The following is a 12,730-nucleotide window of genomic DNA, read 5'->3' as shown; positions in this document are numbered from 1 at the left end:
CGCGCCTGCCACATCGGCTACTGCCGCAAACTCGTCGTAGGTCTCGGCCCACTCGCGGTAATACATCGAGGTGATCGGCATGGCCGTGGTAATGCCGTTGCGGATCAGCTGCGTGAAGGCGTAGCGGTATTTGAAGACTTCTTCTTCGGGGCTGTAACTTTCCCGTGATCCACGCGCCAGATACTGCGCCGACCACATCCGGCCCATGTCGCGCTCGTCACCGTTGTCCAGAGTCAGCACCGTGGAATCGAGGTCGCCGAGGGCATCCAGATCGATGAAGCCGGGGCCGATCAGCGCATTGCCGTAATCAACCCACTGATCTACCGGGCCCGAATAATTGCGCCCGACAAATTCAATGCGCGAGCCTGCGAACACCACTTCGCCGTCGCGCCACAGCACATGCTGCGTGCCGTCGAAGCCGACCACGCAACTGGCCCGCAAGCCAATGCGCTTCACAGACGGCTTTCCAGCAAACGGCCACCCGCAGCAATCAACTGACCCGCGCGATAGACCTGACGCAGCGGCCGCGAAACCACCGCCTCACCCAGTGTTTGCACCGGCATCAGCAGGAAGTCCGCCGGCTGGCCGATCGCCAGGTGATTGGCTTCGCAACCCAGTGCCTGGGCGCCATTGACGGTTGCCGCCGCGAACGCCGCCGCCAGTTCTGCGTCCTTGCTCAGGTCGAAGCGGAACGCCAGCAGCATCGCCCGTTCCAGCATGTCGCCGTTGCCCATCGGCGACCAGGCATCACGAATGCCGTCGGAGCCCAGGCACACATTCACGCCGGTTTCGCGCAGGGCCAGGAACGGCGGCACCGCGCAATCGGCCGGGGCCGAACTCATCAGCGAAATCCCCAGTGTCGCCAGGCGCTCGGCCACCGGTTTGACCTGGTTCCACGGCAACATCCCCAGGCAGTACGCATGGCTGATCATCACCCGGCCCTGGCGAGCGAAGCGCTCGGTGTAGTCGGCGATCAGCGCGATCTGCCACAGGCCCAGTTCACCCTTGTCGTGCAGGTGAATATCGATGCCACGGTCGAATTCGCTGGCGAGCTTGAACACGAAATCCAGTTGCGCAACCGGATCGTTATCGATGCCGCACGGGTCCAGCCCGCCGACGTTCTCCACGCCCAGGGCCATGGCTTCGCGCATCAGTTCGGCGGTGCCGGGGCGACTGATCAGGCCGGTTTGCGGGAACACCACCAGTTGCAGGTCGATCAGGTCGCGGTATTGCTCGCGCAGTTGCTGCATGGCCTCGACATGCCGCAGGCCGAACTCCGGGTCGATGTCGACGTGGCAACGCATGGTCAGCGAGCCACGGGCGATGCAGTTTTCCAGCAGGGCGCCGGCCCGTTGCGCAATCGGTGTGGTGACTTCGCGCAGGATGCGCCGTTCGTTGGCAATGTAGTCCTTGAGGGTCGGGCCGGCGCTGTTGGGGCGCCATGGCTGGCCCCAGAGGGTTTTGTCCAGGTGCACGTGGCTTTCCACCAGTGCGGGAGTGAGCAACTGGTTCTGGCCGTCGATGTCAGTGGCCGACAGGGCTTTGTTCGAAGCGGGGCGGCGTTGGCTGAGCCGGCCGTTTTCGATCAGCAGGTCTTCGGCGGTTGAGCCGTAGGGGCGCACGTTGCGCAGCCAGCGGGGTTGGGTCATTGCATACCTCAAATTCGGTGTTGTGTGGGAGGGCCTCATCGCTGGCAAGCCAGCTCCCACAGGATTTGGGGGTGTTCACAAATGTTGTGATCAACACACATCACTGTGGGAGCTGGCTTGCCCGCGATGGCCGCGACTCGGTTTTGGATCAGCCCTTGAGCTTCGCCCAGATGCGATCCTGCAGCTCACGCGCCTTGTTGCTGCATTCCTTTTCCGGGCGCAGGCGCGAGGCGAATTCGTCGGGCATGTTGATGGCGTCCATGACTCGCCATTTGGCGTCGATCAGCTTGTCGCTCTGGATGCCGTTGGCGTAGGCGATGGCGTTGGACACGGCGGCGGCGTTTTCCGGTTTCATCATCCAGTCGATGAAGATCTTCGCGTTGCCGGGGTGCGGCGCGCTTTTCGGCACGGCGAAGTTGTCCTGGAACATGGCCAGGCCTTCACGCGGGTAGACGTACTTGATGGTGCTCTTCTGCAAGGTGGCCCGCGCTGTCGAACCGTTCCAGTTCTGCATCATGATCACTTCACCGCTGGCCATGCGGTCGACGGTGTTGTCCGAGCTGTACATCTTCAGGAACGGTTTCTGTTTTTGCAGCAGTTCGAGGATGCGCTTGGCGTCCTGCGGGTTTTCGCTGCATTCGTCGACATTCAGGTAGTGGCTGGCGGCGTTGATCACGCTGCTGGAAGTGTCGAGGGCGGCGAGTTGGCCTTGCAGTTCCTTGCGTGGCTCGAAGAACTCTTTCCACGAGTCGTCGAGTTTACCGCCGGGCACCCGTGCGCTGTCATAGGAGAACCCGGTGGTGCCCCACAGATACGGTGCCGAGAACTTGCGGCCGGGGTCGAAGCTCGGGTCGCGGAACGCCGGTTTGACATACTGGAAGTTGGGCAGGGCCGAGGCGTCGATTTCCAGCAGCAGGTTCTGGTTGATCAGGGTGCGCATGATCGATTGCGACGGCACGATCACGTCATAGGCCGCGCCGCCGGCCTGCAACTTGGCCAGCAGGGTTTCGTTGCTGTCGTAGCCGTCCATGGTGACCTTGATCCCGGTCTCCTTTTCGAACTTGGCCAGCAGGTCGACCGGGTAGTAGTCGGTCCAGTTGTAGAAGAACAGTTCCTTGGGCTCGGCGGCCTGGGCGCTGAGCGCGGTGAACGCGGTGAAGCAACTCAAGGCCAGACCGGCAACGGCGAAACTCATGCTTTTCACTTTCTTGCTCATAAAGGAAGTCTCCAGGCTTATTGTTGTTTACCGCGCTGTCCCAGCCAGAAGGCCAGTACCACCAGCACGATGGATATCACCAGCATCAGGGTCGAGATCGCGTTGATCTCCGGCGTCACGCCGGCCTTGATGGCTGAGAAGATGTACACCGGCAAGGTCGTCGAACCCGGCCCGGCGACGAAGAAGGTCATGATGAAATCGTCGAGGCTGACCACGAACGCCAGCACCGAACCGGACAGCACCGCCGGCCACAGCAGCGGCAAGGTCACCCGGCGAAACACCTGCCAGGGGTTGGCGTACAGGTCGTTCGCCGCTTCCAGCAGGCTCTTGTCCAGGTCATTGAGCCGCGCACGGATCGGCAGATAGGCAAAGGGAATGCAGAAGCCGATGTGGGCGATGATCACCGTCAGCAAACCGAGCTTGATCCCCAGTGCCATGAACAGGAGCAGGGTGGCCACGGCGGTGACGATCTCCGGCAGGATCAGTGGCAGGTTGATCCCGCCCTCGACCATTTTCTGCCCGTAGAACGGCCGGTAAGTCGCCAGTGCCGCGAGCAATGCAATCGCCGTGGCGCACACCGTGGCGATGCTGGCGACGATGATCGAGTTCAGCGCGGCGGTCTGGATCGACGGGTTGGCCAGGATGCGCCCGTACCAGTCCAGGGAGAACTCGGTCCACACCGTCGCCGAGCGGTTGGCGTTGAAGCTGTAGGCGATCAACACGAAAATCGGCAGGTACAGATAGGCCAGCATCAACAGGCTGACCTCACGGGTCAGGGGCAGTTTTTTCAGGTGCAGGGCGATCATGCTTGGGCTCCCGGGCGGTGGGACTTGGCGGCATTGCGGCTATAGAGGGCGTAGAGCACCAGGGACAGCAACATGATCCCCAGCAACAGGAACGACAGTGAGCTGCCCAGCGGCCAGTTGCGCGCGGTGCCGAACTGCTGCTGGATCAGGTTGCCGATCATCAGCGTCTTGCCGCCGCCGAGGATCGCCGGGGTAATGAAGGCGCCCAGGCTTGGCACGAACACCAGCAACGCACCGGCAATCACCCCCGGCATCGACAGCGGCAGAATGATCCGGCGCAATGCATGCCAGCGGTTGGCACCCAGGTCATAGGCCGCCTCCACCAGGCGCCAGTCGAGTTTTTCCAGGGTCGAATAGATCGGCAGAATCATGAACGGCAGGAAGCTGTAGACCAGCCCGACGCTGACCGCGAAGTCGTTGTAGAGCAGGGTGATGCCACCAGCTTGCGGGAATAGCGCGTTGAGGCTCTGGGCGACCCAGCCGTGTTCACGAAGGATGATCAGCCAGGCGTAGTTGCGGATCAGCAGGTTGGTCCAGAACGGGATGGTGATCAGCAACACCATCAGGTTGCGCCGCCGCGGTGTCAGGCTCGACATCCACAACGCCACCGGGAAACCGAACAGGAAACACAGGACCGTGGTGCCACCGGCCTGGAACACCGAGCGCAACAGCGCTTGGGCGTAGACCCAATTGAGCTCAAGCTCACCGTCGAAACCTTCCTGGAAAAACAGCTGCACATAACTCTGCAATTGCCAGTTGGCCTGCCAGTCGACGCCGCCATAGACGTTGCGCGGCAACAGGCTGATGTAGCCCATGATGCCCAGCGGAATGGCGATCAGGGCCAGCAGGGTCAGGACTACCGGGCTGAGCAACAGCGCGCGGTTGAGGGCCGGGGAAGTGCTGCTGACGCTCATCTCAGGCCTCCATCAACAGGCAGGCGTGGGGCGGCAGGTTGACCGCGACGCGATCACCCACCACCCGCCCGTGGCTCAGGCCTTCGTTGTTCTCGCGCAGCATGACCTTGATGTCGTTGTTCAGGCGGCATTGGTAGAGCGTGGCCGTGCCGACATACAGCACGGCTTCGATCACCCCGCGCAGGTGGTGAGGCTGGGTCGGCTCGACCAGTTGCGAACGCTCGGGGCGGAACGCCAGTTGCACCTTGCTGCCATCGAAGCCCTGGGCCGGGCAGGGGATTTCCACGGGCATGCCGTTGGGCACGAAGAGTTTTTCGTTTTGCTGGCCGCGCTTGAGGTGGCCGGGGAGGAAGTTGATATCGCCGATGAATTGTGCGACGAACTGATGCTGCGGGCGCTCGTAGATCTCATTGGGCGTGCCGATTTGCAGGATCTTGCCGGCGGACATCACGGCAATGCGATCGGACAGGGTCAGCGCTTCTTCCTGATCGTGGGTGACAAAAATGAAGGTGATCCCGGCTTCTTTCTGCACGCGCTTGAGTTCGACCTGCATTTCCTTGCGCAGCTTGAGGTCCAGGGCCGACAGCGGTTCATCCAGCAACAGCACTTTCGGTTTCGGCGCCAGGGCCCGGGCCAGGGCCACCCGTTGCTGTTGGCCGCCGGACAGCTCGGCGGGTTTGCGCCTGGCCAGGTGCTGCATTTGCACCAGCGCGAGCATCTCATCGACCCGCTGCGGGATCAGTTTGCGATCAAGACCCTGCATCTCGAGGCCGAAGGCGATATTCTGCGCAACACTCATGTGCGGAAACAGCGCGTAACTCTGGAACACTGTGTTGACCCGACGCTTGAACGGCGGCAAGTCATTGACCGGCTCGCCCGCGAGGCGAATCTCGCCGTCGCTGACATGCTCGAAGCCGGCGATGGTGCGCAACAGGGTGGTCTTGCCACAGCCGGAAGGGCCGAGCAGGGTGAAGAATTCGTTGTCGGCGATGTCGACAGAAACATTGTCGAGGGCAGGAGCCAGCCCTGGATCGTCGGAATATCGCTTTGAGACGTTTCGCACTTCAATTGCAACTGGATGACCCATAATGGTGCATTCCTCTAATTATTGTATGCAAAATCTGGATGCAATTTAGAAATACCCGGATTAACCTGCCCGTGCAAGCCCCTTTTTCAGAGGCTGTTCATTCGCCAGGGTTGTTTGCGCAGGGCTGAAGGAGTTGATGAATGACGGAAAAGAAACTGGAAACCACGGTCGACCGCGTCTACCAAGGGGTTTACGAGGCGATCAGCAAGCGCTCGTTGCGTCCGGGAATGAAACTGGGCGAGGCCTCGTTGGCCGAGCTGTTCAATGTCAGCCGTACGTCTGTCCGGGCCGCGCTCAAGCAACTGGAAGCCGATGGACTGGTCACCACCGAACCCAATAAAGGTGCATCGGTGTCATTGCCCAGTGACGAGGAGATCCGCTCGCTGTTCGAAACCCGGCGTCTGGTCGAGATCGGTATCGTCAGTGAACTGTGCCGTCGTCGCGATACAGCGGTGACCCAGGACCTGCGCGATCACTTGTTGCTGGAGGATGAAGCGCATCGAAGTGGTGATCACGAACGGCTGATTCACCTGCTCGGCGAGTTCCACATCAAACTGGCTCGCAGCCTGAACAATCCGGTGCTGCTCGACTGGTTCCAGAAGCTGATTTCCCGGGCGTCGCTGTATGCCGCCGCCCTGGATGACGACAGCCATGAAGCCTGCCGCGACGATGAACACCTGCGGCTGATCGAGTACATCGAAGCCGGCAACCAGAGCGCGGCCATCGAGCTGACCTGCATGCATCTGAATGGCATCGAGAAGGCCATTCTGGATGTCGCGGCTACGCTGAAAAGCAGTTACAACCCGCTCAAGCATTTGATTGAGGTCTAGACCCCACTGAAGATCAAAACTGTGGGAGCGGGCTTGCTCGCGAAAGCGGTGTGTCATTCAACCTGTTCGTCTGCTGATACACCGCCTTCGCGGGCAAGCCCGCTCCTACAGGGATCTCCAGTGGCCCGCGAGAATCAGCTATACCTCTAAGAAACGAATAGCGTTCAGAATGCTCGAAGCAAACGGGTGCAATTTCCGGGATTGAGCCAGCCGATGCAGTTTCTAGCGGATAGCCACGGGTGTGCCGGATGGAACGGCGAAATGGCCAGGCGCATTCGTGCGTTCGACTGGAGCAAGACTGAACTTGGCCCACTCGACTCATGGTCGAAAAGCCTGAGCAGTGCGGTGCAGTTGATGCTTGCCTCGTCGTTGCCGATGGTGATGCTCTGGGGACAGTCGGGGTACATGATCTACAACGATGCTTACTCGAAGTTTGCCGGTGGACGTCATCCGTACCTTCTTGGCTCTACGGTCGAACTGGGCTGGCCCGAAGTCGCCGAATTCAATCGCCACGTGGTGGATACCTGCCTGGCGGGCGGCACCTTGTCCTATCGCAATAAAGTCCTGGTATTGCTGCGCGACGGCATTCCCGAGGATGTCTGGCTCGACCTCTATTACAGCCCGGTGGCCGACGATGACGGGCGCCCGGCTGGAGTCATGGCCATGGTGGTGGAAACCACCGAATGGGTGATATCCGAACGTCGGCGACAGGCGGCCGAAGACGCCTATCATGCCGACAATGAAAGGGTGCGGCTGGCGCTGAACGCCGGAGCGCTGCTCGGTTCCTTTGTCTGGGACATCAAGACCAACGTGTTGTCGGGTGATGAGCGCTTCGCCCGCACGTTTTCCTATCCGTCCGGGCAAGACCTGCAAAATCTGTCTCGGGACATCGCTGAAAGCCGGATCCATCCGGACGATCGCGGCTGGGTTCAGGAGCGCATCAAACTGTCGGTCGAGACAGGCGAACCCTACAACGTCGAGTACCGGATCCAGCGCCCCGACGGCAGTTACCTCTGGGTACTCGCCAGCGGGTGTTGCGAGTTCGATGAGCAAGGCGAGGCGTTTCGTTTCCCCGCCGTGCTGATCGATATTCACGAACGCAAGACCGCCGAAGAATCCCTGCTCAAGTTCACCCGCAACCTGGAACAGCGGGTGGCCGATGAGGTCGAGGCGCGGCTGGCGGCGGAAGAACAACTGCGCCAGTCACAGAAACTCGAAGCCATCGGCGGCCTCACCGGTGGTGTGGCCCATGACTTCAACAACCTGCTGCAAGTGATCGCCGGCAACCTGCACCTGCTCGCGCGCCATGAGCCGGGTAACGCCAATGTGCAGCGCCGGGTCGCGGCGTCGATTGCCGCCGTCGAGCGCGGTGCCAAGTTGTCCTCGCAATTGCTCGCATTCGCCCGCCGCCAACCGTTGTCGCCTGCGGTCTTCACGCTGCGGCAGATTTTCGATGGCCTGGCGGAGCTGTTGCTGCGTGCCCTGGGTGAAACCCTTCAGGTGCACATGACGGCCCCCGAAGATTCCTGGAATGTGTTTGTCGATCGCAATCAACTGGAAAACGCCATTCTCAATCTGGCGATCAATGCCCGTGACGCCCTTCAAGGCGAGGGCAGGATTGACCTTTGCGCGGAAAACATCACCCTCGATCGCAAATTTTGCGCCGCAAAGGGCATTGCCGCCGGGGACTATGTGCGGGTGTCCGTGGCGGATACCGGTGTCGGCATGCCGCCGCAGGTGCTGGCCCAGGCGTTCGAACCGTTCTTCACCACCAAGGCCGACGGGCAGGGCACCGGGCTGGGATTGAGCATGGTGTTTGGTTTCGTCAAACAGAGTGGCGGTCATATCGAAATTGCCAGCGACGTCGGGCAGGGGACCCGGGTGCAGTTGTACTTCCCGCGTACCTTGCGCGCGGCACCCAGCGAAACGCTGAGCCCTGAAGTGCCGCAGCGGGGTGGGCACGAACGCATCCTGGTGGTTGAAGACAATGAGGCGGTGCGGGTGTCGGTGGTGGAGTTGTTGCGCGAAGAGGGTTATCAGATCCTCACGGCCCCCAACGGTGACGTTGCCATGCAAATGTTGCTGGAAGGGCTGTCGGTGGACCTGATATTCACCGACGTGGTCATGCCCGGCCTGATCAAGAGTTCGGACCTGGCAGCCTGGGCGAAAGTGCAGGAACCTCCGGTGGCCGTGCTGTTCACCTCGGGGCATACCCGCGACATCATCTCGCGCAATCACCAGCTCAGCCCCGACACCCATCTGCTGAGCAAACCCTACAATCCCGAAGCACTCAGGCAAATGGTGCGCACGGTGCTTAACGGCTGACAAAAACAGGTGATTCTGCACACAGGTTTTGAAAGGTGATCGAGTCAGCGTCAACCGGTGGAAGCGGCGGCGCGGGCAAAGGTGTTATCGCCTTTGCGACAGGACGACGAACGGACACCGCTGGTCTGACAGGTGGTCGACAGAACGGGCTAACCGAGGCCATTCTGATAGTTGGTGAACGCAATTGATCGCGTCTCGCCGCCGATCAACAAACGGAGGTGTTCCATGCCGGTGCCCCATGACCTTTATCAGGATCTGAAACGCTCAAAGGAAGAAATCCAGCAGAAACGCACCAAGGATCCGTTACTGGATTCACTGATCAACAAGTATTCCCTGGCTGATGCCGAAGTGGTGAAGGCGGAGGAGGCCAAATCCAGCGATGACACGGTGACGAAGCTCAAGGCGAAGCGCTTGGAGGTCAAGGACAAGATCGTCAAGCAACTTGGCTCGTCGTCCTGATCCCGCGAGCCGGCCACCGTCGATCGGTGGCTGAAAAGCTGGAGCGGCCAACCAGAACCGGCACCTCGAATGCTCAGAGACCGATGTTACGGCTCTCGACGAGGTGCCTCATCCCCTGTGAACTGAACACCGCCCTCCTGTAGGAGCGAGCTTGCTCGCGATGGTCGTCAACGATAACGCTGGTTGGCAGGTGCCCCGCGGCGTTCTCGGGTTTATCGTCGGAACGCCGCCCGGAGCAAGCTCGCTCCTACCATTGCAATGCCTTGCTCAACGGCAACCGCACCATGTTCTGCGCATTCAGCGAACCGAAATACAACCAGTCCCCATACTCGCGCACCGTGGTAATGGGGGAGTAGTTGTCGCTGCTGCCGTCCTGCAGGTTGGCGATCACTTTGCCTTCAAGGTCCAGGCCGAGGGCAAACCCACGTTTTTCCACGGGTTTGGGCAAGACAGTCATGGCCCGCACGATCATCTTGCGTACGAATGGATGCGCCGCCGTACCATCGATCAAGGCGTTGCGGGGGGCGTACAGTGCCACCCAGAACCGGTCGTGACCATTGAACGACAGGTTGTCCGGCAGCCCCGGCAGGTTGTCGATAAACAGGTCATGGGTGCCGGCCTTGGGGCCGCTGAGCCAGTAACGGCTGATACGGTAGGCGCCGGTTTCATTGACCAGCACGTAGGCATCGTCCGGCCCCATGGTCACGCCGTTGGCAAACTCCAGCTTGTCCAGCACAACCGACGTTTTGCCGGTCTGGAAGTCATAACGCAGCAGACGGCCATCACCGCCGTGTTCGAGCACGGCCTCACCGTCGTGGCCATAACCGAATCGGCTCGAAGCATCGCTGAAATAGGCGTAGTGACCCGGTTTGTCGATAGCCACATCGTCGGTAAAGCCGAAGGGAACGCCGTCGGCCTCCGTGGTCAGGGCCACCAGGCGGCCCTGGGCGTCGAGTGACAGCAAGCCTTTGACGGCATCGGCGATCACCAGCAGACCATTGGGGTGCCGGGCCAGGCCCAGTGGCCGGCCGCCGGTATCGGCCAGGACTTTGGTGGTCTTGCCGTCCAGGCTGGTGCGGATCAGGCGCCCGTCGTGCAGGCCGGTAATGAGCATGTCGTTTTCCAGCAACAGCGCTTCCGGCCCGTCGATGTTGGCGGCACCGACGCGTTCCATGCCCTTGAGCCGCTGATTGTCGGCGTAGATTCCGCTGGTGAGGGAAGGCGCGGGTTGTGGTGCCCAGGCCACCGGTCGCACCTTGGTTGGCATCAGCAGCAGGAAGGCGCCGATGACGACGATGACCAGCAACAGACATTTCAAGGCTCTGTTCATGCGCTGGCCCCTGTCGCCACCAGGTATTTGTGCGCCATGTCGCGCAATGCCTGCATCGACGCCGCCGATTCCCGATCGATGCGCCGCTTGAGCAACAACCGGTTGGCGATCCGCATCGCCAGACCGCTGAATTGATATTCCAGGGTGCGGACGAAACGTGTGTCCGGGCCTGTGGCATCGCATTCATAGGTCACCACCAGCGACAGGCCATGATCACCCCGGGCCCGGGCGCTCCAGCGCCGTCCGGGCAGGTACTCCGCTACCTCCCAGCTCAAGTGCCCCTCGCGGCCGCCGGCGCGGATGTCCTCCTCGAAACGTGCACCGGCATGCAACGGGCCTTTTGGCCCCTCGATATGCAGCGACGAGGGATGCCATTGCGGCCAAAGGGTCACGGTGCTGGCGTAGGCCAGTACGTCTACCGGGCGTCCGGCAATGACAATCTGATGCTGCATGCGGGTCATGGGCGTTCTCGTCGGGTTGAGCGGCACAGGTTCCGGCTCCCAATAGAGGGTGCCGAACAGGTAGTCCATCAGCGGGAAAACGATGTTGAAATTACGCTCCTGCATCAGTTCGCGGCGGTGGTGCAGCTCGTGCAGCCGGCGCATCTGGCGGATCCATGGCAACCGCGTAACCGGATTGCGCGGGGGCAGGTGCTCGCAGGCATGAAACACTTCATAAGCCAGGTAACCGAGGACAAGAAGGCCGCCGACCAATCCGGCAACGTTCTCATCCAATGGCTTGAGCAGCCACCAGAGGGGTAGGGCGACGGCGAGGGTGTGCAGCACGATCAGCCATGCCGGAAACAGAATCACCCGCCAGTCGCGGGCGCTGTCGTAGGTCATGTGGCCGGGGGTGAAAAAACTGTGGTGGTCGCCGGCGTGACGGGCATAAAACAGCCGGGTGAAGCTCTTTTTATGATGCCCCAGGTGGCGATGCACCATGTACACCCCCAGGTTGAACAACAGCAGCGTGACGGGGACTGCCAGCCATTCAGTGGGCTGCACCTGATGCACGTTGCTCCAGAAAGCGCTGATTGCCAGTGCCCCGAACAACAGGACAAAAGCGCCGTGCAGCCAAGGGTTGTAGAGGGGGTGAATGGCGGCGCGGTAACGGCTGCGGAATCCTTCGGTGGTCTGCCTCACTGCAATCACCTGTCGTTATTGTTATCTCCTGCAGATTAGTCGATTCCGACGACTTGGCGGGGTGAACCTTGAGGACACAATGGCCATGATTCGGTGCAAACCGTTTTCAGGTCAGCGGGTCCCAGCGTTGCGACCAGTCTTCGTCAGAGTCGACGATCTCGCGCAGCAGTTCGAAGGCGCGTTGCAGCGTCGGCGAGTCGCGATCGCGCGAGTAGACCAGATAGGTCGGGTAGCTGAATTCCGGTGCCTTGGGCACCCGTTCCAGGGCACCGCTTTGCAGATAACTCTGCACGACACGGGTGCGGAAATAGCCACTGCCGCCGTTTTCGAGCAGGTACTGCAAACCCAGGGGGCCAAGATTGAAACTCAGCGCTGCCTTGGCTCTTTCCGGCAGGGCCGCATCGTGCTGACGCCGGAAATCAGCGCCCCAATCGATGTACACATAAGGCTCGGGCTTGTCGGCCAGGCGCACGAGAATCAGTTTTTCTTCAAGCACCTGCTCAACCTGCAAGCCTGGCCAATACTCGGGTTGATACACCAGCGCGGCATCCAGAACACCCAGCTCCAGTTGGCGCAGCAGGTTTTCACCATCACGGATTTCCATGCGCAAGGCGTGGCTGGGGATTTTTTCGCGGATTTCACCGGCCCAACCGAGCATCAGCGGATTGCACAGGCTGACCTCGCCACCGATATGCAGCACATCGCGATAACCCTCGGGCAACGGCAAATCACGCCGTGCGGCCTCCCAGGTTTGCACCAGTTGATTGGCGTACACCACGAAGGCTTCACCGTTGGGCGTCAGGCGGGCGCCGGCACGATTGCGCACGAACAGGGTGCTGCCCAGTTGGCTCTCGAGTTTTTGCACCCGTGCAGTGATCGCGGTCTGGGTGACATGGAGTTTCTCGGCAGCCGCGGCCAGGCTGCCATGGCGGACGATTTCGAGGAAGGTGCGGGCGAGGTCGATGTCCATGG

At 61.0% G+C, this 12,730-nt stretch carries 11 protein-coding genes and 1 pseudogene; 3 read left to right on the top strand and 9 right to left on the bottom strand.

Features of this window, described 5'->3' with window-relative positions; all coding sequences use genetic code 11:
- The 6 genes and pseudogenes from PMI31_RS02295 to PMI31_RS02270 all read right to left on the bottom strand — a co-directional run.
- Positions 1 to 456: pseudogene (locus tag PMI31_RS02295) on the bottom strand (N-ethylammeline chlorohydrolase); the annotation flags it as partial.
- The gene (locus tag PMI31_RS02290) at positions 453 to 1,649 is read right to left on the bottom strand and encodes an amidohydrolase family protein (protein ID WP_008015948.1); all 1,197 of its coding nucleotides are present in this window, start codon (positions 1,647 to 1,649) and stop codon (positions 453 to 455) included. The gene PMI31_RS02290 and the pseudogene PMI31_RS02295, both read right to left, overlap by 4 nt.
- Before the next feature lie 148 nt (positions 1,650 to 1,797).
- On the bottom strand, positions 1,798 to 2,865 hold the full coding sequence (locus PMI31_RS02285; RefSeq protein WP_008015947.1) for an extracellular solute-binding protein: 1,068 nt from the start codon (positions 2,863 to 2,865) through the stop codon (positions 1,798 to 1,800).
- A 17-nt stretch (positions 2,866 to 2,882) separates the two neighbouring features.
- Positions 2,883 to 3,671 carry an ABC transporter permease gene (locus tag PMI31_RS02280; protein WP_008015945.1) on the bottom strand — a complete coding sequence of 263 codons (789 nt, stop codon included), beginning with the start codon at positions 3,669 to 3,671 and terminating at the stop codon, positions 2,883 to 2,885.
- Positions 3,668 to 4,585: an ABC transporter permease gene (locus PMI31_RS02275; RefSeq protein ID WP_008015943.1), complete on the bottom strand. Its 918-nt coding sequence runs from the start codon at positions 4,583 to 4,585 to the stop codon at positions 3,668 to 3,670. The genes PMI31_RS02280 and PMI31_RS02275 overlap by 4 nt, the downstream gene beginning before the upstream one ends.
- A gap of 1 nt (position 4,586) precedes the next feature.
- Entirely contained in the window at positions 4,587 to 5,672 is a 1,086-nt protein-coding gene (locus PMI31_RS02270) for an ABC transporter ATP-binding protein (RefSeq protein WP_008015942.1), read from the bottom strand.
- Positions 5,673 to 5,812: 140 nt separating this feature from the next.
- Between PMI31_RS02270 and PMI31_RS02265 the strand changes: the two genes are divergently transcribed.
- The 3 genes from PMI31_RS02265 (at position 5,813) to PMI31_RS02255 (ending at position 9,286) form a co-directional block, all read left to right on the top strand.
- Positions 5,813 to 6,502 (top strand): GntR family transcriptional regulator, encoded by a 690-nt coding sequence (locus tag PMI31_RS02265; RefSeq protein WP_008015941.1) that lies wholly within the window; start codon positions 5,813 to 5,815, stop codon positions 6,500 to 6,502.
- A 213-nt stretch (positions 6,503 to 6,715) separates the two neighbouring features.
- Complete coding sequence (locus PMI31_RS02260) at positions 6,716 to 8,827, top strand: hybrid sensor histidine kinase/response regulator (RefSeq protein ID WP_008015940.1); 2,112 nt, start codon at positions 6,716 to 6,718, stop codon at positions 8,825 to 8,827.
- A 225-nt stretch (positions 8,828 to 9,052) separates the two neighbouring features.
- Positions 9,053 to 9,286: a DUF465 domain-containing protein gene (locus tag PMI31_RS02255; protein ID WP_008015939.1), complete on the top strand. Its 234-nt coding sequence runs from the start codon at positions 9,053 to 9,055 to the stop codon at positions 9,284 to 9,286.
- Between the two features lie 247 nt (positions 9,287 to 9,533).
- Here PMI31_RS02255 and PMI31_RS02250 read toward each other — a convergent pair whose 3' ends face one another.
- The 3 genes from PMI31_RS02250 to PMI31_RS02240 all read right to left on the bottom strand — a co-directional run bounded on the left by PMI31_RS02250 (position 9,534) and on the right by PMI31_RS02240 (position 12,728).
- On the bottom strand, positions 9,534 to 10,616 hold the full coding sequence (locus PMI31_RS02250; protein WP_008015938.1) for an SMP-30/gluconolactonase/LRE family protein: 1,083 nt from the start codon (positions 10,614 to 10,616) through the stop codon (positions 9,534 to 9,536).
- The gene (locus tag PMI31_RS02245; RefSeq protein ID WP_008015937.1) at positions 10,613 to 11,758 is read right to left on the bottom strand and encodes an SRPBCC family protein; all 1,146 of its coding nucleotides are present in this window, start codon (positions 11,756 to 11,758) and stop codon (positions 10,613 to 10,615) included. Before PMI31_RS02245 ends, PMI31_RS02250 begins: the two co-directional genes overlap by 4 nt.
- Positions 11,759 to 11,864: 106 nt before the next feature.
- Positions 11,865 to 12,728, bottom strand: coding sequence for a LysR family transcriptional regulator (locus tag PMI31_RS02240; RefSeq protein ID WP_008015936.1), 864 nt, complete (start codon positions 12,726 to 12,728; stop codon positions 11,865 to 11,867).
- Positions 12,729 to 12,730: the final 2 nt, after the last annotated feature.

This window comes from Pseudomonas sp. GM55 (assembly GCF_000282395.1).
Lineage (GTDB): Bacteria > Pseudomonadota > Gammaproteobacteria > Pseudomonadales > Pseudomonadaceae > Aquipseudomonas > Aquipseudomonas fluorescens_CC.
The sequence above is the reverse complement of the archived record's forward strand: the minus strand, read 5'-3'. Positions and strand labels throughout refer to the sequence as shown.